The sequence below is a fragment of the Limibacter armeniacum genome (genome assembly GCF_036880985.1).
Lineage (GTDB): Bacteria > Bacteroidota > Bacteroidia > Cytophagales > Flammeovirgaceae > Limibacter > Limibacter armeniacum.
Genome location: NZ_JBAJNO010000009.1, coordinates 2,249,596 through 2,272,758, shown reverse-complemented (window position 1 = coordinate 2,272,758; position 23,163 = coordinate 2,249,596). Strand labels below are relative to the sequence as shown.

Genomic DNA, 23,163 nt, shown 5'->3' with positions numbered 1-23,163 from the left:
TATTAGATAATCATTCGTTCATTCGTTAATATTGAGCTTAAAAATACAGGGAGCGGCAAGAGCCCTTTTCCGGTGAATTTTTATTCAGACACAACTATGAACAAAGTAAGAAATTACATTTACCTGTTTACATTGCTGTCGGTTCTGGCAGGTTGTTCAAAAAATACTAAACCGGACGCTTACGGTCCCGGAAGAGCAAGTACAGTTACAGGGCTGGAATATAACGGGGATGATGACAACTCGTTTGCAGTAAGAGATTATAATGGTATGCCTGAGGCACCGAACATGGTTTACATCGAAGGTGGTAGGGTTGTATTGGGCTCTTACGAAGAAGATCTTTTGAAATCGATGGATAACATCGAAAGAACAGTCTCAGTAAGTTCATTCTGGATGGACGAAACAGAGATTGCCAATATTCACTGGCTTGAGTACTTGCACTATGCAATGGACTCAGGTAAGCAGTACTATGATGAGGCTTTGCCTGATTCAACAGTATGGAAAGAAGAGCTGGCATTCAATGACCAGTATGTAGATCACTACCTTCGTTATCCAGGCTTTAGATATTTCCCAGTAGTGGGTGTATCTTGGATCCAAGCTCAGAAATACTGTCAGTGGAGAACTACTACTGTAAACAAGCAATTGGCACTTCAGAATGGTAACGATGATGAGGTGGAAGCTGCTGAAAACGGTCAGAGAATTCCATTGGAGTCAGGAATTGTACTTCCTGCTTTCAGATTGCCTACAGAGGCAGAGTGGGATTACGCTGCTCAGGCATTGATCGGTTTGCAAGAGTTGGATGAAAACTACAGTGAGAGAAGAATCTACCCTTGGGATGGCCACTCATTGAGAAACCCTTATGGTGAAAGCATGGGTGACTTCATGGCTAACTTTAAGAGAGGTCGTGGTGACTACGCAGGTATCGGTGGTAAGCTGAATGATGCAGCGATGATTACTACTTGGATCTATGATAACCCTCCAAACGACTTTGGTCTGTACAATATGGCAGGTAACGTAAGTGAGTGGGTTGAGGATATCTACCGTCCGCTTTCTTACCAAGACTTCAGTGACCTGAACCCAGTTCGTAACAGTGATTACTTGGATGGTCCTGATTATGGTTATGCTTATGACAGCCGTAACTACGAAACATTTATCTCAGACCACATTAGAGTATACAAAGGTGGTTCTTGGAAAGACGTAGCTTATTGGTTGGCGCCAGGTACAAGAAGATTCCTTGAGCAAGATTCAGCTACTTCTACAATTGGTTTCCGTTGTGCAATGATTAATGCAGGTAGAAACCACTAAGAAGTAATCAATATAGAATACTGAAAAGCCCTTACAGTAAGATAACAATACTGTAAGGGCTTTTTTTATACCAAAGGCTGGAATAATCCTTTGTGTTTAAGGCTGTAAATGATATTTTTGCGACTGTCAATTAAGTGGTGATTTATAAATATATAATAGTAATATTCATGAAAAAGAACCTGATCAAATTGGCTTCAGCGGCAATGCTGCTAGCTTTGGCTTCTTGCGGTCAACATAATACAGCACCAAGTAAAGGTGTTAACCTTGACAGCGAAAGAATTTACGGAAAGAGCAGAACTGCAACTCCAGCTCAATTGGATATCCAATACCCTGAGCCAACTTCAGAAGATGCTGAAAGAGTAAACAAAATCAGAGAGGAATTATTCCCTAACTAATCTTACTCTTTTTGAATAAAAAAACAGGACAAACGATATGATACCGTTTGTCCTGTTTTTTTATAACAACTTTTTATTGATGCTCGAGGAGCTTTTTAGGATTGATCTTATATATCTTATAAGTGGTTCTGTCTTTTACCGGTAAGTGAATTTGAGAAGTAGTAAAGTATAAGTTACCATTTCCATCAGTAGCAAAAGAATCTGCCCACTTAATATCTGAAGAGTTAATTAACTCAACGTATTTTCCATTATTAGTAAAGCTGTAAATAGCATTGGTTTCTAAAGAAGCCATATAGAGGTTTCCATTTTTACCGAATAACATCCCATCAGGAGCATGGATTTCATGGACCTTCTCAACCTGTTGTCCTAGCTCTTGATCAGTGTTTGTAAGAAGTGCTTCAGTTGGGACACGATACAGCGTATGCCCTGAAAGAGCAGCATAATAAAGGTACTTACGATCAGGAGACAGGGCTATTCCATCTGAGTTTACACTATTCATCCAAGTGATATCACCAATCGTCAATCGATCTGTTTCTGCTTTTGTAGAAGGATGGTTCGATAACCTACGATTTGCTTCACCTGTTTTTAAGTTTAAAGTGATAATACCTCCTGTTCCAGAGTCTGTGATATAGGCAGTATTGTTTTCCTCATCAATACGAATATCATTTAGGTAAGTATCATTTGGAATGATATCAGAAGGAAAACGGTAACTTCTTACGAGGGAATCTGTATTGAGATCAAATTGATAGAGCCTTGGTCCCCTTTCGACAACACCTCTAAACATTGGATTTGCGGGATCTAATACCCAAAGTCTGTCTAGTTTGTCTACAAAGACACTCTGTACACATACAAAACTACTGTCATTGTTGTCTTGATAGTTATTCCATAAGCTGTCAGGATAAGCAATAGCCTCACCATCAATAATTTCGGCAACGGAAACAGGAACATTTTCAGACCACCTTGGATAATTGACAAACATTCGTCCGCTTTTACTTATAGCTATACCAGTCCATTGCTTTTCTGATGAAGCAACTTCCTGTAGCTTTTCACTTTCTTTTGCAGCTTGAGTGGAATCTTGCTTGGACTGACAGCTTATAAGGAGGATGGGAATTGTGATTGGGATAATATATTTCTTCCAGTTCATTGTAATTGATCTTTTGAATGAAATTAAAATAAAAGTTGGAAACTGAGTAACTGGAAAAGGAGGGAGGATGTTCAGACAGGAATAAGTATGATGTATCCCTGTCTGGTATCAAATTTATATGTTGAGACAGTTGTCAACTTTATAGAATATAGTTGTGCACTTATTATACACCATACCGGGAGCCATGCCCCAAAAGTCAATCTTCTTAAAACCTTTTTCTGTCATAAAGTCTATTGCTTCCTGATATGAAGCCCGTTCTGTGTCGTCGAGAACAAGAATACCTGATGAGGATAGCGCAGAAACTGAAGCTTTTGTACATGCTACACGGTCTCTGCCATCTACTATAATAATATCATATTGCTTACCTGATTCAGGAGCAGCATTATAGTAAGATGTAGGGTCTTCTTTTAAGTTCCGAAAAAGGAGTTGGGCATTGGTAGGAAGCATTTCTTTAACCTCTTTGATCCATTCCTCATCATGCTCTACTGATGTTACAGAGTTACACCTTTCTGCATAAAAAGCTGTAGAGTTTCCACTTCCGTATTCGAAGATATTGAGTTCTTTGTGAAGACGGGGTCTAATGAATTCTATAAAACTATAGGTAACCCAAGGTATTGGGCATTGGTCCTTATTTACGGGTCTTTTTTGAAGAAAAGATACACCCCATCCAGTTTGATGAAGGTAACTGTCCTTATACATAAATAAGTCGCCTGCCGCTGAAAATAATAGGTCTAGCCTTTTGGCACGGACGCTGCCTAAAAAAGGCTGTAGAAGTTTTGCAAAAAAATTCATTAGTAGTTTTATGCGCAATTAATATTGATTGTTAAATAACTTTATTCTCTTCCTGCATGGATTTCATGTCCAATCCACTGTTTGATTTTATTTTTCACCTTTACCAAAAAACCTTTTAGAGTTTTCTTGTTAGTAAATAGGTAAAAGTTTCTCAAATATTCTCGTCCAATAGCACTTTCTTCAATAGGAATAGGAGATACAGTAATAAAGTTGGTTACAGATACTTCATAGGGATTGTTATATAGTTCACCACTATTTTCTCCGCTGCCATCAAAGCCAATATTTCTGACCAATGTCTGTTTTGGATATAGACATAATCCTCCTTCAAGAAAAATACTTGTAAACCATTTGATTGCCCAAGTTTTCATCTTGCCTTGCAGATTCCATTCCAACTGTTGATGGAAAGATATTGCTCCATCTAGGTTAAAAGCATTCAGCTTATTTTCTTTATTGATTTCCTCTAGCAAATAGCCAGTGTCAAGGTTTATTTTTGCCCATGCATCTTTCCAAGTGGCCCATCCCCAACAACTCATGAATGTCAGGAAGAAGGTTTCAGGAAGTTCGTATTGCTTAGCATTGGGAAACTGTTGCGGTAGAAAACCGCTAATGTGCATTACATTAGGTTGCTCTGCATATAAATTCAAGGCATCATTCATATACTGAAGAAAACCTTTGGACGTAGTGATGTCATCTTCCAGGACGATCACTTTTCCATATTGGTTTACTACTGCTGTAACACCTTCAACTATGGAGTCTGCAAGACCTTTATTTTTATCTGACTCAATAATATGAACTTCCTTACACCATTGTTTTTTATGGGCAACTTGTCTTGTAGCTGCGATTTCTGCAAGGTCTGCTTCTGATGCACTATCTTTTGGACCATCTGCATAGATGTAAAGAGTGGACTGATCAGCCAAATTATTTTGGCTGAGTGCCTCTAGGGTTTTCTCAGTATGCCATGCACGGTTATAAATAAATAGTACAATTGGAGCTAGTTCCATATAACTATGAGTCTGTTAGATAATTTAAAGTAGGTGATACCTTATTTGCAAAGTTAATATTATTGCAGATATAGCTTTTGGAGAACTTAGTCCTGTTTTCCTTTAGCAATAGCCTTGATTGTGCTTACAGTGTCCAAAAGTAGAAGCGAACGTAGCTGTATCCGTAACACTTTCCTAGTAGAAGAAAAGAATAAGCTGAAAAGCTGGGTAACGATAATTTGCGTGATTACAGAAGCCAGAGCCGCACCTTTACCTCCAAGTTTTGGAATCAGTAGCAAGTTAAATCCAATATTGATAATAGGAGCACCGAAAGCAAACCATAATATAATACGCTGTTGGTTGGAGATCGTTAAGTAGCTTCCTCGTAACCCACCGTTGTACATAAAGATGATTCCAACCATCAAGATCAGCAATATATCAGTAGAAGCATGGTATTCTTCTCCATATAACCACGGTATAAACCAAGGCGCAATAATAACTGTAGCAACTAGTCCAAGGTAGGCAATCAAGGTCATTAACTGTACCATTCTCCTATAATTATCAAAGAAGAAGTTTTCCCCTTTTTTATAGAATTCGGTCAGCTTGGGGAAGAATGTAGTACCTAGTATTGTCAGTACAGAAAGTGGAACTTCATAGAGCTTGGTAGCTGTAGCGTACAGTCCTACCTCTTTGGCATCCATCATAGTTCCAAGCATAACCTGGTCAATTCTCATGTACATCATGTATGCAATTCCGGCAGCCATCAGTGGCCAACTTTGAGACAACAGCTTTCGAGACATTTTACGGTTGTAATGCCATTTACCCAGTTGTTTTTCATTACGCTGATAGATGTAAAGTAATAGAATTGCGGAGAGAACCATTTCTCCTAAATATGCCCAAGCAAATGCAACTAAAGGTTGATGAGTCAAAATCAGCCCTACCTTAATTATGGAAAAGATAAAAAAGGAGGGTCCTTTTGCTAGTACAGAGTTACGTGCTTTGAGTAAACTTTGATTGAAAAACACAATCACCTCTGTTGCCTGAACCAAAATACCTCCAGCTGCAATTCCTACTAAAACCAAATAGGTAGGATCAACACCTTCCAATAGCAAAATAGCCCCAATACACCCAGCAGAGGTGATAATCCCACTCACTAGACGTAGAGAAAAGGCAGTTCCAAGAATGGTATTCCTGAGTTTAGGAGTGTTAACTAGTTCACGTGTAACGAGCTGCTCAAGACCCAATGCTGAGATAATGACAAAGATGCCAGAAATAGCCAGAACAAAGTCCCATTTTCCTATTTCATCAGGACCAAGGTAACGCCTTACCCAAGCATTGACAAGTAGCCCTAATACGATCCGCATGACACGGTCTAGCATCAGCCAGTTGGCGTTGTTGGCTACTTCCATAAGGGACCTATTATTGCGTAGGTTGTTGAAGTAAGTCGTAATTTTATTTAGCAAAGTAAACGGTGGTCTAAGAATGATAAAAAATGAAACGGTACTTTCTCTGGTAATGCAAATCTTGCTTGCTAACCAAAAGTGCGGGTAAATTTAGTAAACTCTATTCGGTATTTATGCTACAGTTTGTAACCAATTGATATTGTACTGCAATAAAGTCAGTTCAGTTTCTTAGTTTCGGGGCTTGTTCACTGTATAAGACAGTAAACGGTATATAGAAATACAGGATCAAAAATAATGAAAGTAGTACATATTAACGTCTCCGATGCGGGAGGTGGCGCAGAACAGTTTGCATTTGACTTGGCTACGTCAAGCCAGTATGAGGGAAGCTTGTTTGTAAAGAAAAAGAAACGGAACAATAGCCGGGTAGAGGAGATTCAGCGGGCTTCCATGAGTTATTATATGAATGGAGTGGATGCGCTACTTCAGAAGTTCTTTGGAAAAACACTTTATGTGGACATTGGGGTGCTCTATCCGTTACACGGTTCATGGTTAGGAATCAGAAAAAGGGATATATATAGGCAGGCTGATGTGGTTTGTATTCATAATATCCATACGGATTACTTTGACTTAGATACATTAAAGCAAATAGCTGCTGAGAAGCCGATTGTTTGGGTGATGCATGATATGTGGAGCTTTACAGGAGGGGAGGTCTATGTATTTGATGATGAAGGCTACAAATCTGGAAATGCGGTGACTCCTTATGCTAATCTGTTCCCATTTTATAACCCAATTAAAGATCGACGCCAAGATTATTTGGAGAAAAAGAAAGCCCTATACCTTGAACTAGTAGATCGTATCACCTTTGTACCTGTATCAAAGTGGTTAGAGAGCTGCCTTCGGAACTCTTATGTATACAATGACAGAATGAAAATACAATGTATCCAGAATGGTGTAGACACCAGTATTTTCTATGATAAAGGTGAAAGAACTTGGGATAAGCCTAGAGTACTTTTCTTCAACAGTGAAAGCCCTTATAAAGGAAGTCATTTATTTAAAGAGGAAATACTGAAGGTTAAAGCACCATTTGATTTGTATACTGTTGGAGAATTGGTACCTGATATTACAGAACAATATCGTTTTGACCCTATTAGAAACAGGGAAGAACTGAATGACCTATACAATACAGTTGATATAATGGTTTTTCCATCTGAGGCAGAAAACTTCCCTCTGACTGTTTTGGAAGCTATGGCTGCAGGTGTACAAGTTGTAGGAGCGGCTACTGGAGGTATCAAGGAGCAGTTGGCAGAAGAAAGGGGAGTGTTGTTTGAATCAGGTAATGGGGATGATTTAAGAAAAATGCTGGAGTCTGTATTGGAGAAGGGAGTACACAATATCCGTACAGAAGCACAGGTAGGTATGCAATATGTGGTAGCACATTGGAATCAGCGAATGATGGAAGAGCACTATATGCAGTTGTTTGAGAATTTGACTGCAAACAAAGATTCTTGAATTTTTTTTGCTGGGGAAGTGATTCAATAACGGGATTATCTCAAGATTTTTTTGTGATTGCCTATATTGAGGCTTCAATAATATAAACTAATAAGAACAGACACTGGTTACTGGTTAAATTTTTCTCTATGAATAAGTTTTCGGTGCAGAAAGCACTACCGTATCTGATAGCTATACCGATTTTTTATCTGGTTACTACTCTTTACTTCCAAGCAGAGATGTTGGATGGATTGCATTTACCTCAAGGGGATGTAGTGCAGTTTGAGGGGATGAAGAAATTTTCAGAGGCATATTCTGAAAAACATGATGGAGAGCCTCCTTTATGGAATGTGAGCATGTTTAGTGGTTTTCCAGAATACTTGATTTCCAGTATTGAAGATGGACCACTTCGATATATACCTAGTATCACAAAAGGGTTACTGAGTGGTGAAAGTACGGCAAGTGTATTTTTCCTTTGTATGACCATGTTCTGGTTGACACTATTATGTTTTGGTGTCGGTCCGTATTTGGCAATTATTGGAGCAATTGCTTTTGCATTAAATACCTTCTTTATCGTTAGTACTGAGGCAGGGCACATGACCAAGATGTGGGCAATTGCCTATGCATCGATTGTGTTGGGTGGTATGTCGTTGGTATTCCGCAGAAAATACTTTTTAGGTTTTGCGGTTTTTGCAATGGCATTGACACTTCAGCTACGTGCTAATCACTTCCAGATTACTTACTACCTGATATTTGTGTGCCTAACATATGTGGTAAGCGAATTGATCTTTGCTGTCAGAGAAGGAAGAGTATCCTCTTTTGTGAAGACAGGAAGTATCTTGCTGGTGGCTGCACTCCTTGCAGGTCTGACACAGACAGGACGTATCTGGATGACAAAAGAGTATAGTAAGTATTCAACTCGTGGAGCCCGTGAACTGTCAACAGAGAATGAGTCAGTAGAAGGTAAAGATGGGCTAGATAAAGAGTATGCCTTTAGCTGGAGTGAAGGCAAAATGGAGACCTTAACATTGATGGTGCCATACTTCTATGGTGGAGGCAGTCAAGAACGTCCGCTAAAGGATGGTCCATTTTCTAAAGTTCTTGCTAAAGTGGCAGGACAACAGCAGGCAGACCGTTTGATTGGAGATGAGAACTTCCGTCTGCCAATGTATTTCGGGGATCAGCCATTTACTGCAGGTCCTGTTTATATGGGGGCAATCATCTGTTTCTTGTTCGTGTTGGGAATGTTTGTGCTTGATAACCGATATAGATGGTGGATGTTATCCGCAACGGTGATCACTATGATGATAGCTTGGGGTAAGAACTTGGAGTGGTTTAACTATTTCCTTTTTGACTATCTGCCAGGGTTCAATAAGTTCCGAACAGTGGCAATGGCATTGTCTCTTTCAGCAACTGTGATGCCGATTGCAGGCTTTATGGGATTGCAGAAAGTGTTAGACAATTCCTCAGATCAAGAGATAACAGGAAAGTTATTCAAGGCTTTATATATCACGGGTGGTTTGGGAGTAGTCCTTATTTTAGCTGCCGGTATGATGAATACAGGTGCTCCAAATGATGCGGCACTTTTCCAAAGAAGTTTTGGAATCAATGATCCAAATATGATCAAGCAGTTTGTCAATGCTTTGGAAGATGAGCGAGCAGCTTTGATCCGTAAGGATGCGATTAGGTCACTAGTGCTGATTTTACTTTCATTTGGCGTTATCTGGTTTGCTATTAAAGGAAAGCTTCGACACCAATTGGCGATACTGATTTTGGGTGTACTGATTGTAGGCGATCTTTGGTTGGTGGCGAAACGTTACCTGACAGATGACCAATACGTGAAACAGGATAGTAAGGCTGTTCATCAAATGACAGATGCAGATAAGGCAATCAAGCAGGATGATAGTTATTACCGTGTAATGAACCTTGCTGGAAATACCTTTACAGAAGCCCGCACTTCATATTTCCATCATTCAATTGGAGGTTATTTCGCAGCTAAAATGCGTCGTTACCAAGACTTGATTGATCGTCAGTTAACATCAGATCAGCAACGTTTGATTCAATCATTGAGAGATGGTCAGCCAAGTTTTAAAGGTTTGAATGGCATTAACATGCTTAATGTAAAGTATGTGAAGATTGGCAATAAAGCCACCGATGTAATCATGAACCCTATGGCAATGGAACATGCTTGGTTTGTGAAGGAAGTGGTACCGGTTAATTCTCCAGATGAGGAAATCACTTTGTTAGGACAAATTGATTTGGAGACACAAGCTGTGGTAGATACTGATAAGTTTGTGATCTCTAAAACGGACTTTGTACCAGACAGTACAGCTACTGTGAAGTTGGCACACTTTGATAACCGTTCGGTTAAGTATGAATCCAACTCCAAAGCTGATGGTTTGGTTGTGTTCTCTGAGATCTATTACCCAGAGGGTTGGGAAGTGAAGATTGATGGTAAAGAGGTGGAAATGGTACGAGCAAACTATATTTTACGAGCGCTTGAAGTACCAGCAGGAAAACACGAGATCACATTTGACTTTAAACCGGAGTCATACTTTGTAGGTCAAAAGATTACGTTGGTTGCTTCGTGGATTGTATTCCTGTGTTTTGTAGGTGCCATTGGTTTAGCTGTATATCAGAAGACAAAGGAGTAAAACGTAAATTTATTATATATAGAAAATCCGTTATGGCACTTTTATGTTGCTGTAACGGATTTTTGTTTTTGGAAGCAGCATGATTGAATTGAGACTGTTCAAGGTCTTATTCAGATGTCTCGGTAGTTATTTATAAATTAAGGAAATACAACTAATGTGGCTGAAAACCCAATACTGAAAATGAAAAGACACGAGATAAGTTATTCGAAGCTTTTATGGATACTACTAGCATCACTATTGGTCTTTGGTTGCCAAGAAGCCAAAAAAGATAAGCAAGTAGCTGTTGCTCGACCTGAGTTGGTACCGCCTAGCAGGACTTATGGAGACTTACTTGAAGCAGTGCAGCTGAAGAAAGTATTTGAGGATGGAAAAACATTTGTGGACTGTGTACCAAAAGAAGAAGTAGATAAGATTGTTCAGGAATATGAAGCCGAAAAAAATCAACAGGGGTTTCAATTGGACAGCTTTGTCAAGGAACATTTTGATTTGCCTGTGCAATATGCTTCAGGGTTCAAGAGTGATACAACAAATACAGTGGAAGAGCACATTCTAACCTTGTGGAAGGTATTGAGAAGGGATGCCGATTCAGCCAATATAGGCACTCGTATAGCATTACCTCACCCTTATATAGTACCAGGAGGCCGTTTTGGTGAGATTTACTATTGGGATAGCTATTTTACAATGTTGGGTTTGGAGGCTAGTGGAGAAACCGCTTTGATCAATGATATGGTTGATAACTTTGCCTATATGTTGAATGAGTTTGGTTTTATCCCAAACGGAAACAGAACATACTATCTTGGAAGGTCTCAACCGCCATTTTTTGCTTTGATGGTAGAACTGTTGGCAGGGATAAAAGGAGACAGTATTTATGTGCAATACCTCTCTTATATGGAAAAGGAGCATGCCTTTTGGATGAATGGCCAAGAGCAACTTCAAGAAGATTATACTGTATATAAAAGAACAGTGCAGTTGCCGGATAGCAGTATTTTAAATCGCTATTGGGATAACCTTCCTGGTCCACGATCTGAGATGTATGCTGACGATGTTGAAACGGCAAAAGAAGCAGGTCGCCCAACAGAGGTAGTGTATAAGCATTTGCGGGCAGGAGCTGAGTCAGGTTGGGATTTTTCGTCACGATGGTTGGCTGATACAACAAACCTATCTACCATTCATACAACGGATATTATCCCAGTGGACCTTAATGCATTACTTTTTAAGCAAGAGCAGATAATAGCCAAGGCAGCTGACCTTAGTGGAGATCAGGGAAAAGCAGAGCACTATCACCAACTTGCAGAAGATAGGAAAGCTGCCATTCAAAAGTATTGTTGGGATGAGCAGACAGGTTTTTACAGGGATTATGACTTTAGGGCTAAACATATGACATCAATACTATCGCTGGCAGGTGTTTACCCTCTATGTTTTGGAATAGCAACACCAGAGCAGGCATCAGAAGTGGCGACACATATCAAAAAGGACTTTCTAAAACCTGGAGGAGTTGTGACAACACTTCAGAATACAGGACAGCAATGGGACGCCCCAAATGGGTGGGCACCTTTACAATGGATGACTATCTGGGGACTTAGAAATTATGGAGAAATAAAATTGGCTGACGAAATAGAGCAACGTTGGGTAAAGCTGAATACCAAAATATATAGAAATACAGGCAAGATGGTGGAGAAGTACAATGTAGAAGACATATCTCTTGAAGCAGGAGGAGGAGAGTACCCTGTACAAGACGGTTTTGGCTGGACCAATGGTGTATTGATCCGGTTAATGAGAGAGGAGAGTGTCGCAAAACCTGAGTAGTAATTTATTAAGCCTAAATGAATGTAATAACTGTCTAAAGATGTTTCAGTTATGAAGGTTATTGATTAATGAAATTGCATATAAATTGACTGAAAAATGAAAACAGTAGTAGCAGCTATATTAATCCTAATGTTCTGTATTAGAGGAGGAGAGCCGATACCTGAGGTATCTAGCGGTGAGATTAGGCGGCTTTCTAGTTTTCCTTCAGCATTTATTTCTTCCAGAAATGTTGATATCTGGCTTCCTGCAGGATATACAGCTGACAAGGAATATGATGTCTTGTATATGCATGATGGACAAATGTTGTTTGATGACAATATAACATGGAACAAGCAGGAGTGGGGAGTAGATGAAGTGGCTTCAGCATTAATGAGGGACGGAGAGGTAAGAGATTTTATTGTTGTAGGTATCTGGAATGGAGGAAGTGAGTACCGCACAATTGAGTATTTTCCTCAGACGCCGTTTGAGTCTATAGAAAAGGTAAAGCAAGATTCTATCTTGAGTGTATTTAGAAGTAATGAGCAATTTAAACTTGCAGACAAACCGATGTCTGATCGGTATCTGAAGTTTTTGGTGAAAGAACTGAAACCTCATGTTGATAGCACATTCTCAACCAATCAAGGACGTGAAAATACCTTTGTGGCGGGATCTAGTTATGGAGGACTAATCTCCTTATATGCCATCTGTGAGTATCCGGAAGTATTTGGTGGAGCGGCCTGTATATCTACACATTGGCCCGGAACTTTTGATACGAAAAACAATCCAATTCCTGATGTTTTTCTTTCCTATATGAGAGAACATCTTCCGGACCCTGCTACACATAAGATTTACTTTGATTATGGCACTGCTACTTTAGATTCTCTTTACCCACCTATTCAGCAAAAAGCAGATCAAATAATGAAAGAAAAAGGCTTCAAAAAGGGAAAGAATTGGGTGACAAAAAAATATGAAGGTGCGGCTCATACAGAAACTGATTGGAATGCCAGACTGGCCGTACCTGTAACTTTTTTGTTTGGAAAGTAAATATGTTTACTCGTTAGCCACTTTGTATAAAGAACACATAATGTAGAATTTAAAGCGTGATAAATGTCTTTCGATAGAGAGATTATTATCACGCTTTTCTGATTATATAAATCACTTTATATACAATTTTCATTTTCGGACACAATGTTATAGAGAATTAACTTATGTTAACTAGTTGCGAATGGTGTTGAGCAATCGGTTGCGGTATCGGTTGAGTAATTTAATTAACTGTAAATCAGTATTTTAACGTGTTTTCACGGTGTGTTAAAAGAACGTATAATTGCAAGCGTAATCCAGACACATTATATGTCTTGAAAAGAACAAATCTATAGTGTAACAATACTTTGTGTATATGAAGATGAGGAGTCTACTATTAAGCTTGCTGTGTACGTTAATGATGCCACTGGCATTGTTCGCACAGGACCGTGCTGTCTCCGGTACGATCACAGACGAAAACAACGAACCACTTCCAGGTGTGACGATCGTTGTAAAGGGAACTACTCGTGGAACTACTACCAACCTTGATGGTCAGTACACGCTAAGTGTAAACGCTGATCAGGAGGTTATGGTGATTAGTTATATTGGTTACTTGCCAAAAGAAGTAGTGGTAGGAGCATTAACAACTTTCGACTGGCAAATGCAGCTGGATGCGGAGCAGTTGGAGGAAATCGTGGTAATCGGTTATGGTACTGCTAAGAAAGAAGATGTTACAGGTTCAATTGCAACAGTTGATGCTAGTAGCTTTAACAAAGGAGCACTTTCATCTCCACAGGATCTACTGAATGGTAGAGTAGCAGGTGTACAGATTACAAACTCTGGTGGTGCTCCAGGCGCAGGATCAACAATCCGTATCCGTGGTGGTTCATCACTGAGTGCATCAAACGATCCACTAATTATTATTGATGGTGTTCCTGTTGATAATGGAGGTGTAGCTGGTATGCGTAACCCTCTGAATACCATCAACCCGAATGATATTGAAACTTTCACTGTATTGAAAGACGCCTCTGCAACAGCAATTTATGGTTCTAGAGCTGCAAATGGTGTGATTATCATCACAACAAAGAAAGGTTCACAAGGAGGTTTGTCTGTAGACTATACAGGAAGCGTGTCTGTAAACACACCATCAGGTTATGTTGATGTATTGAAGGCAGATGAATATAGAAAGTTGATGGAAACATATCACCCAGAGGTAGTGGGCCTGATGGGAGATGCTAATACAGATTGGCAGAAGGAAATCTTTAGAACGTCAATTAGTACAGATCACAACGTAGCAGTAGGTGGTGTAGCAGGTGAGTGGTTGCCATTCAGAGCTTCAGTAGGCTACAACAATTCACAAGGTATTCTTGAGAACACCTCGATGGAAAGAACTACCATGGCTTTGAGCTTGACTCCTAAGTTTTTGGATGATCACCTTAAGGTAAATACAAATGTGAAAGGTGTGTTTATCAAAAACAACTTTGGTGAAGAAGGAGCTATTGGTAATGCAATTACAATGGACCCAACTCAGCCAATTTATGATGCGGATGGTAATTATTTCGCTTGGTACAATGGTGATGGTGAGACAAACCTGAATGCACCACAGAACCCAGTTGCAATGATCAACCAGAAGACTAATACAGCAGATGTTACGCGAATTATCGCTAATACTGAGCTGGATTATAAATTCCACTTCTTGCCTGAAATGAGTGCTAAACTGAATGTTGGTATTGATCACTCTAGCTCTAATGGAGAGGTTTATGTACCATTAGATGTAGTTTGGTTAAATTCTCAAGGTGTGAATAACACTTATGAAGAGACTAAATCAAATGAGTTATTGGACTTCACATTGAATTACAATAAAGAGACAGGTCTTCATAGAATAAACGGTATGTTGGGATATTCTTGGCAGCACTTCAAAGGTGATAAAGTAGAGAATTACTCAGATGTGCCAGGTACTGATAACCCAGCGATTACTTATACTCAGATTAGTAAATGGGAAAACTATTTGGTGTCATTCTTCGGTAGAGGACAGTATACATACGATAACCGTTATACGCTGACAGCAACATTGAGAGCGGATGGTTCATCAAGATTCGCTGATGATAATAGATGGGGTATTTTCCCTTCAGTAGCAGCAAGCTGGAATGTGATCAATGAAGACTTTTTGGCAAACTCGTCAACAGTTTCTGACTTGAAGTTGAGAGTAGGTTACGGTGTAACTGGTCAGCAAGACATTGGATCAAACTACGGTTATATCCCAACTTATACGTTAAGTAACAATTCAGCTAACTATGGCTACTATGATGAGAACGGTACGTTTGTGCCAGTGACAACACTTCGTCCAGAAGGATATGAAGTAAACCTGAAATGGGAGGAAACAGCAACTTACAATGCAGGTATAGATTACGGGTTCTTTGATAATAAGCTAACGGGTTCATTGGATGTTTACCATAAGAACACAAAAGACTTATTAAGTATTATTGACCCGCCAGCAGGTACAAACCTTGAGAATAAAATTTATCAGAATATTGGTTCAATGACCAATACAGGTGTAGAGCTCTCAATGAATGCAAAGCTGATTCAGACAAGCAAAATGAATTGGAGCCTCGGTTTCAACCTGACAATGAATAAAAATGAGATTACTCAGCTGACGTCCAATAATGATCCAGACTACATTGGTATCGCAACAGGGGGTATCAGTGGTGGTACAGGTAATACTGTACAGATCCACTCTACAGGTGAAGCAATCAATACATTCTATGTTTACCAGCAAATCTATGGTGAAGACGGTAAGCCAATTGAAGGCGCATTTGTTGACCGCAACGAAGATGGTATTATCAATGATTTAGATCGTTACCATGCAGGCAACCCAGCACCTACAGCAACGATTGGATTGAATACGAACTTCATGTATGGTAACTGGGACTTCTCAGCGGCAGGCCGTGTTAGGTTGGGGAATTACGTTTACAACAACGTTAATTCAGACAGAGCATTTACAAATAAGCTAAATACTTCAGGTGAGTATTCAGGAAACCTGACAAGTGATATTTATAATACAGGTTTTACACAGCCTCAGTATCTGTCAGATTACTATGTGCAGAATGCTTCTTTCTTCCGTTTGGATAACGTTATGGTAGGGTACAATTTCCCTAACAAGATCTTCTCTAATTCTTGTACAATGAGAGTATATGCAACAGCAAACAACCTGTTTGTAATAACTCCATATGAAGGACTGGATCCAGAAGTGAGTGGAGGTATTGATAACAATATCTACCCTAGACCTAGAACATTCTTAGTAGGTGTAAACATTGGTTTCTAATTAAAGAGAGAGCGTAATCATGAAAAAGCAGATATATAATATCACATTGGCAGTCTTAATGGCTTGCCTAGGAGGGTTGACCTCATGTGTAAATGACTTGGATGTATTGCCAATTGACCCAGATGAATTACATCCTGGAAATGTAGGACAGAGTCCGGAGAACTATTCTTTTATGTTGAATAAGCTGTATGCAGGATATGCAACAGTTGGACAGGAAGGATCATCAGGCAATGCTGACTTAGGAGGACTTGACGCTGGTGCATCTCAATACATGCGTCGTTTATGGGATGCAGAGGAGCTGCCAACAGATGAAGCAATTAATGCATGGAACGATGGTAACCTAAATGCATTTAACTATGCATCATGGACTATTACCAATGAGTTCAATACTATTTTCTTTGATAGAATTTATTTCCAGGTAGCACAGAGTAATGAATTCATCAGAATTATGAGTGCTTTAGAGCCAACTGAAGATTTACCTGCATCAGAGATAGCGCGCTATATTGATGAAGCTAGGTTTATCAGAGCATTGAGCTACTGGCATGGATTGAACTACTACGGTAATGGTATTCCTAAGGTAACAGAAGAGAATACTGTAGGAGGTGATAGACCACTGCCATGGGGTACATGGGACGGTTCAGAACTGTTTGATTACTTAAAGTCTGAATTGGAATACTTGACTTCAAATGAGTCAGCCTTGAAAGAGATGGGTACAGCATACTTTGGTTATGCAGACAAAGGAGCAGCAGCAATGCTGTTAGGTAAGCTTTGCCTAAACAATGAAGTGTACCTTGGTACAGATAATAATAATGCAGGAGAGTATTACGCAGTAGCAGAAGAAGCACTGCAAAGTCTGGTTAATGGAGGTTATTCATTGACAACTACAGATTACACTAACGTGACAGCTTACCAATCGTTGTTTGCTGGTGACAACCAGTTACAGAAAAACGAAATCATCTTTGGTATTTCATATGACGGTGCTGCTATCCAAACTTATGGAGGTACTACTTACCTAATGTTGTCATCTGTTGGTGGAGATATGAAAAGCTCAGATATCAATATGAATGGTAACTGGGGTGGTAATAGAACTACTGGTGCGTTGTACGATCTGTTTGAAAGTGGAGACAGCAGAAGAAACTATTTCTTTACAGGACATGAAAAAGAAATTAATAACCCTTCTCTGTTTACAGATGGTTATGGTGTGATGAAATTCACGAATGTTAGAACTGAAAGCATGGACAGAAATGATCCTAATGGAGGTTTTGCAGACACGAACTTCCCTATGTTCCGTCTGGCAGATGCTTACCTGATGTTGGCTGAAGCTGAGTTGAGACAGGGTAAAGCTGTTAGTGGCACAGCTGAGAGTGGTATTGCTGCTATCAGAGAAAGAGCAGATTTGAGTGCTCCAGCTTCAATTGATTTGGACTTCATCTTAGATGAAAGAGGCAGAGAGTTGTACTGGGAAGCTCACAGAAGAACTGACTTGGTTCGCTTTGGTAAGTTTACATCTGGTGAATATGTGTGGCCTTGGAAGGGTAATGTGAAAGATGGAGCGGAAATCGATGCTAAATATCGTGTGTTCCCTATTCCTTCGACAGCCATCAACAACAACTCAAACCTAGTAAGAACACCTGGTTACTAAGATAAAACTAGGGCAGGGATCTCCTGCCCTACTAAAAATATTAGAATATGAAAAAGCTTAACTTACTGATCGCATTTTTGGCAGCAATGCTGCTAGTGGGCTGTGAGGAAACAAAAGAAATAGAGTTTCATCCAGCAAATGTGAAAGCACCGAGAATCTCTTCAGAATTGAAAGCAGTATACCCTGCTTTTGAAATGGAGCACTCACACTATATTTGGGAGCAATTGAGCTGGAATGCAGCGGATTTTGGAGTTGGTTTTGGAGTAGATTATCAACTAGAGCTTTCTACGGATGAGTCGTTTGAGGAGGCTGTGAAAATCTTGGTGACTTCTAAAACAGAAACAGTGATTTCTGTGTCTGATATTAATGATGCAATGGTAGCCAGTGGCATTAAAAGTGGTGAAGAAGTAAAAGTATTCCTGAGAGTAGTGGCAAAAGCTACAGGACTTCAGTCGGATGGATCAAGTAACTTGCCGACAGTTTCTCCAATAGCTTCAGAAAACATCCTTTCTACAAAACTTACTTGCTATGAAGCTTCATTCCCTTCAATCTACATGATTGGAGCTGCTGTAGGAGGTTGGGATCCTGGGTTGGCAGTAGAAATCGCTTCAACAGGAGTTCCTGAAGAGTATTCGACATACGCCTATTTTGATAATAGTGGTGAAGCTTACTTCCGTTTCTTCTCATTCCCTGATTGGGGAGGTAATATTGGTGGTGTAAATATTTTCACTGAATATCCAACAGATTTACTTCAGCCTCAGCCAGGTGAAAACAGTGACAATAACTTTATGTTTACTGGAGAGACAGGTTGGTACAAGATTGATGTGAATCAAGGTAGTGGTTCAATTGCAATGAAAGCACTGGATAGTGAGCCTGTACTTTACCTGACTGGAGGAGCGACACATGGTTGGGGTTGGGATGCCGATCCATTGACTCAACTGAATTGGGTTGGACACCAAACTTGGGAAGGTACTGTGACATTTAGTAACTCAAACTTTAGATTCTTTGAAGATGCGTCTTATGATGCAATTAACTTTGGTTACGATGTGTTAACAGAATACGATGCGGGTATGCTTGAGCCTGCAACAGGTGACTCAGACCCTAACTTTAACTTTGTAGGTGCGCCAGGTACTTATACTGTAAGAGTAGACAAAAGAGCAGGATCAGTAGTAATTGAATAATCCTGTTTAAAAATATAGCTGGTATACACTGATACAGTGTATACCAGCTTTTTTATTTACTGCAATCTAAACTTTACAGGCAATACCATTCTTTGTCTTACAGGCCTTCCCCTTTGTTTCGCAGGTTTCCAGCTTGTCGCTTTTTTCAGGACTCTTACAGCTTCTTCATCACAACCTCCTCCTATACCTCTCATTACCTGGAAGTCTGTTAGATTTCCATCTTTATTAACAATGAACTGTACATATACTGTACCTTCTACCTGCATTCTTTTGGCTTGAGAAGGGTATCTAATATTGCCAGCCACCCATTTTAGGAAAGTTCCCATTCCACCTTCTGGCAAAGCATTTTCTTCTACAATATCAAAAGGTTCATCACCAATCACTTCTTCTATTTGAGTTGTTTCCTCTATTTCTTCAATGTCCATATCAGGGTCAAATTCAATAAAATCAACCTTGATATCCTTGATAAGCTCTGTGTCATCAACTTCCACAATTTTTGGGGCAGTTATGACTTTAGGAGGCTGAGGCGGTTTCATTTTGGTAATTGGTGGAAGTTCAGGTTTCTCTTCATCCAATTGTAGTTTTCCTAAAGAAATAAGCGTCTCATCATTATATGTTTTCCATTCAAAAGCCATCAGTGTTAGTGAAAGGCTTACAGATAGACCAACAGTTATAAAAAAGGGTCTCCATTTGTGTAGCGGGTTTTTCTCCATTGTTGTAAGGTTTATGTTCTTAGATCCTTATACTTTCTGATAAGTATTTTGACGACATAACACCTGTTGTTGGAAAGGTTACATATGACTGTAGTAGATATTTATGCTTATTTTTTAATGAATAGTATTTTGTGAATAAAATTGAAGAGGGTGTTCGTTTATAATCTCTTTCGGAACGCTTAAAATATAGTTTCATTAATTTAACATATTTTAACTTTGGCAATATGTTATTATCAATCGGTTGCGGAACCGATTGCGATGATTATATATTTGATAATCAAATAATTAACAAATTTTTACATTCACTCAACTCTCTCTATAATTGCAAATGTAAATGGTACACATAATGTGTGTCAAAAACTCAACTGAGAATAAACATTTGTATGAGAATGAAAAAACTACTCTTCACCTTTATATGTGCTTTGATGGTGCCATTGACGATTCTAGCACAAGACCGTACTATTACAGGTACGATTACTGATGAAAACAATGAATCACTGCCAGGTGTAAGCATTGTAATCAAAGGAACAACCTCAGGTACTACTACAGACCTATCTGGTAAGTACACACTGAAGCTTCGTTCAGAAGAAGATATTTTGACAGTTAGCTATATTGGTTATCTGACAAAAGAAATTCAAGTAGGAAACAGATCGGTACTAGACCTTCAAATGGAAATAGATGCTGAGCAGTTGGAAGAGGTAGTAGTAGTGGGATATGGTAGTATGGAGAAGAAGGATGTGACAGGGGCTATGTCATCTGTAACATCGGAAGGCTTCAACAAAGGAGCGATGACTTCAGCTGACCAACTGATTCAAGGTAAAGTGGCTGGTGTGATGATGACACCTGCATCAGGAGAGCCTGGTGGAGGAGTCAATATTCGTGTACGTGGTGGTACTTCCCTTACAGCATCAAACGAACCACTTTATGTAATTGATGGATTTCCTATCGACAATACAGCCTCTGACCCGGGGTCAGGATCAAACTTAGCAACATCAGGAGCAAGAAACCCTCTTAACTCGATTAACCCTGCAGACATTGAATCAATAGACATTCTGAAAGATGCTTCAGCTACAGCTATCTATGGTTCTAGAGGTGCCAATGGTGTGATTATCATTACAACAAAGAAAGGCAAGGAAGGAAAGACAGCTGTTAACTACGATGGTTACTTGGGCGTGTCTAACATTGCAAAGAAACTTGATTTATTGACTGCTGATGAATATAGAAGCATTGCAACTGATGCAATTGATCAAGGAGGTAACACGGATTGGCAAGATGTAATGACAAGACAAGCCATGACACAAAGCCATAACTTGTCTATTACAGGTGGTAATGAGAAGACTCAGGTACGTGTTTCATTAAACTACTTTGATCAGGAAGGTATCATTATTAATTCTGGAGTTGAGAGAATGACAGGTCGTATGAACCTGACTCAAAAAGTAAATGACAGAATGAAGATTCAGGCTAACCTGATGGGATCATTCGTGGAAGATAACAACCTTCCATTCGGTACTGGTAGCTTAGGAAGTGGAGGCGTTATTAACAACATGCTGATGGTTTCTCCGCTGTTCCCACAAGACTTTACACCAACAGGTATTGAGTTGAAAAACCCATACCTGATGGCAACTATGGTAAATGACTTTACACAGACAAAACGTTTGCTGGGTAATATTTCAGCTGAATACGAATTATTGACAGGTTTGACTGCAAAGTTGAATTTAGGTGCAGACATGTCAGGAGCTAAGCGTAAGGCATACTATCCTAAGGCAGACTGGTTGGTAGCAAATGGTATTGCCGTTCAGAGAGAAAAAGATCTGATGAACACATTGTTGGAAGCTACACTGAATTACCAAAAGGAGTTTGGCAACCATAGAATCAATGCGTTGGCGGGTTATACTTACCAAGAGTTTATGACTGACGAGTTTGGTGCATCAGCTGGTAATTTCACTTCAGATATTACAGGTGAAAATAACTTGGAGTCAGCTCCTACTGAGACACACAGAGTTTATTCACAAAAGGAGTCATACAAGCTTATCTCATTCCTTGGTCGTGTGAACTACAGCTTTATGGATAAGTATGTAGTAACAGGTACTGTTCGTGCTGACGGTTCGTCAAAGCTGGCTAACAAGTGGGGTGTGTTCCCTGCTGCATCAGTGGCTTGGAGAGTAGCAGAAGAGGATTTCCTGAAGAGCAGTGATGTACTGTCTGACTTGAAACTGAGAGCTGGTTGGGGTGTGACTGGTTCACAAGAGATCCCTAATTATGGTGCAGTATCTCAGGTAGCGGTAGACCCTAACTACCAACATGTAGTAGGTAGCCCTGATAACGTGGAGTCAGGTGTAGCAGCCTCTAACGTAGCCAATACTGATTTGAAATGGGAAACAACATCGCAGTTTAACATTGGTGCAGACTACGAATTCCTACAAGGTAGAATATATGGTTCATTGGACTACTATGTGAAAAACACATCTGACCTGTTGTTGAAATATAAAAACCCTCAACCAGCTGTTGTGGAAGAGAAGTTGGTAAACGTGGGTGAGGTAAGAAATACAGGTGTTGAATTTGTAATTAATACAGTAAACGTTACAAAAGATGATTTCACTTGGGAAACAGGAATCAACTTCACAGCTAACAGAAATGAAGTAATCAGCTTGGGAGAACTTCCAGAAATCATCACAGGTAATTTAGGAGGTCGTGGTCTGACAGGACAATATGCTCAGGTAATCCGTCCAGGTGAAGCTTATGGTATCTTCTGGGGGCCTAAGTACATTGGTACTGATGAGTCAGGTGCTGAAATGTTTGAAGACTTGAACAACGATGGTGAGATCAACAGTGATGACAGCCAGGTTATTGGTAATGCTCAGCCTGACTTCACTTTCGGTATCAACAACACTTTCAAATACAAGCGTTTCGATTTCAACTTCTTTATGCAAGGAGCTGTAGGCAATGATATAGTGAACAATACAGCGATTGAGCTTGCTTCAAATGTATCGTCTCTGACAGGTGCTGATGCTGATAGAAACACATTGGCTGATGCAGTTGGTGAAGGTACTCCAACTTCAGTAAAAGGATTCTCAAGCAGATTTGTTGAGGATGGCTCATTCCTAAGAATGGCAAACATGACATTGGGATACACATTTAATACAACAAATGTATCATGGCTGAACAACTTGAGAGCTTATGTAAGTGGTCAAAACCTATTCGTGCTAACTAATTACTCTGGTTTCGATCCAGAAGTAAATACAGCACTGGATGGCAGTCAGGTAAAATCGGTAGGTATTGATTATAACAGCTACCCTAGAGCTAGAACATTTACTGTAGGTGTAAGTGTAGGTTTCTAAGTCT

At 39.6% G+C, this 23,163-nt stretch carries 15 protein-coding genes; 10 read left to right on the top strand and 5 right to left on the bottom strand.

All coding sequences use genetic code 11. The annotated features are described in order from the left end of the window. The first annotated feature begins 96 nt into the window (after nucleotides 1-96). Both gldJ and V6R21_RS27260 read left to right on the top strand, forming a co-directional pair. The gene (gldJ, locus tag V6R21_RS27265) at nucleotides 97-1,302 is read left to right on the top strand and encodes a gliding motility lipoprotein GldJ (protein ID WP_334246682.1); all 1,206 of its coding nucleotides are present in this window, start codon (nucleotides 97-99) and stop codon (nucleotides 1,300-1,302) included. Between the two features lie 167 nt (nucleotides 1,303-1,469). Then, nucleotides 1,470-1,697: a hypothetical protein gene (locus V6R21_RS27260; protein ID WP_334246681.1), complete on the top strand. Its 228-nt coding sequence runs from the start codon at nucleotides 1,470-1,472 to the stop codon at nucleotides 1,695-1,697. 73 nt (nucleotides 1,698-1,770) lie between these two features. Here the strand turns inward: V6R21_RS27260 and V6R21_RS27255 are convergent, their stop codons facing one another. The 4 genes from V6R21_RS27255 to V6R21_RS27240 all read right to left on the bottom strand — a co-directional run bounded on the left by V6R21_RS27255 (nucleotide 1,771) and on the right by V6R21_RS27240 (nucleotide 6,076). Beyond that, on the bottom strand, nucleotides 1,771-2,841 hold the full coding sequence (locus V6R21_RS27255) for an L-dopachrome tautomerase-related protein (protein WP_334246680.1): 1,071 nt from the start codon (nucleotides 2,839-2,841) through the stop codon (nucleotides 1,771-1,773). Nucleotides 2,842-2,955: 114 nt separating this feature from the next. Beyond that, nucleotides 2,956-3,633: an FkbM family methyltransferase gene (locus V6R21_RS27250; RefSeq protein WP_334246679.1), complete on the bottom strand. Its 678-nt coding sequence runs from the start codon at nucleotides 3,631-3,633 to the stop codon at nucleotides 2,956-2,958. A 41-nt stretch (nucleotides 3,634-3,674) separates the two neighbouring features. After that, nucleotides 3,675-4,634: a glycosyltransferase family protein gene (locus V6R21_RS27245; protein WP_334246678.1), complete on the bottom strand. Its 960-nt coding sequence runs from the start codon at nucleotides 4,632-4,634 to the stop codon at nucleotides 3,675-3,677. A gap of 86 nt (nucleotides 4,635-4,720) precedes the next feature. Beyond that, nucleotides 4,721-6,076, bottom strand: coding sequence for a flippase (locus V6R21_RS27240; RefSeq protein ID WP_334246677.1), 1,356 nt, complete (start codon nucleotides 6,074-6,076; stop codon nucleotides 4,721-4,723). Between the two features lie 234 nt (nucleotides 6,077-6,310). Between V6R21_RS27240 and V6R21_RS27235 the strand changes: the two genes are divergently transcribed. The 7 genes from V6R21_RS27235 to V6R21_RS27205 all read left to right on the top strand — a co-directional run bounded on the left by V6R21_RS27235 (nucleotide 6,311) and on the right by V6R21_RS27205 (nucleotide 19,108). Then, on the top strand, nucleotides 6,311-7,525 hold the full coding sequence (locus V6R21_RS27235; protein WP_334246676.1) for a glycosyltransferase: 1,215 nt from the start codon (nucleotides 6,311-6,313) through the stop codon (nucleotides 7,523-7,525). A 128-nt stretch (nucleotides 7,526-7,653) separates the two neighbouring features. Beyond that, the gene (locus V6R21_RS27230) at nucleotides 7,654-10,158 is read left to right on the top strand and encodes a YfhO family protein (RefSeq protein WP_334246675.1); all 2,505 of its coding nucleotides are present in this window, start codon (nucleotides 7,654-7,656) and stop codon (nucleotides 10,156-10,158) included. 180 nt (nucleotides 10,159-10,338) lie between these two features. Then, a complete protein-coding gene (treF, locus tag V6R21_RS27225; RefSeq protein ID WP_334246674.1) occupies nucleotides 10,339-11,964 on the top strand; it encodes an alpha,alpha-trehalase TreF in 1,626 nt (541 codons plus the stop codon). Between the two features lie 96 nt (nucleotides 11,965-12,060). Then, nucleotides 12,061-12,987: an alpha/beta hydrolase gene (locus tag V6R21_RS27220; protein WP_334246673.1), complete on the top strand. Its 927-nt coding sequence runs from the start codon at nucleotides 12,061-12,063 to the stop codon at nucleotides 12,985-12,987. A 352-nt stretch (nucleotides 12,988-13,339) separates the two neighbouring features. Then, on the top strand, nucleotides 13,340-16,285 hold the full coding sequence (locus V6R21_RS27215) for a SusC/RagA family TonB-linked outer membrane protein (protein ID WP_334246672.1): 2,946 nt from the start codon (nucleotides 13,340-13,342) through the stop codon (nucleotides 16,283-16,285). Between the two features lie 19 nt (nucleotides 16,286-16,304). After that, entirely contained in the window at nucleotides 16,305-17,927 is a 1,623-nt protein-coding gene (locus V6R21_RS27210) for a RagB/SusD family nutrient uptake outer membrane protein (protein WP_334246671.1), read from the top strand. Between the two features lie 47 nt (nucleotides 17,928-17,974). Continuing rightward, nucleotides 17,975-19,108, top strand: coding sequence for a SusE domain-containing protein (locus V6R21_RS27205; RefSeq protein WP_334246670.1), 1,134 nt, complete (start codon nucleotides 17,975-17,977; stop codon nucleotides 19,106-19,108). A gap of 56 nt (nucleotides 19,109-19,164) precedes the next feature. On the opposite strand, the gene V6R21_RS27200 is transcribed toward V6R21_RS27205, so the two are convergent. Then, entirely contained in the window at nucleotides 19,165-19,821 is a 657-nt protein-coding gene (locus V6R21_RS27200; RefSeq protein WP_334246669.1) for an energy transducer TonB, read from the bottom strand. A gap of 389 nt (nucleotides 19,822-20,210) precedes the next feature. Here V6R21_RS27200 and V6R21_RS27195 point away from each other — a divergent pair, with 389 nt between their 5' ends. Beyond that, complete coding sequence (locus V6R21_RS27195; protein ID WP_334246668.1) at nucleotides 20,211-23,159, top strand: SusC/RagA family TonB-linked outer membrane protein; 2,949 nt, start codon at nucleotides 20,211-20,213, stop codon at nucleotides 23,157-23,159. Nucleotides 23,160-23,163: the final 4 nt, after the last annotated feature.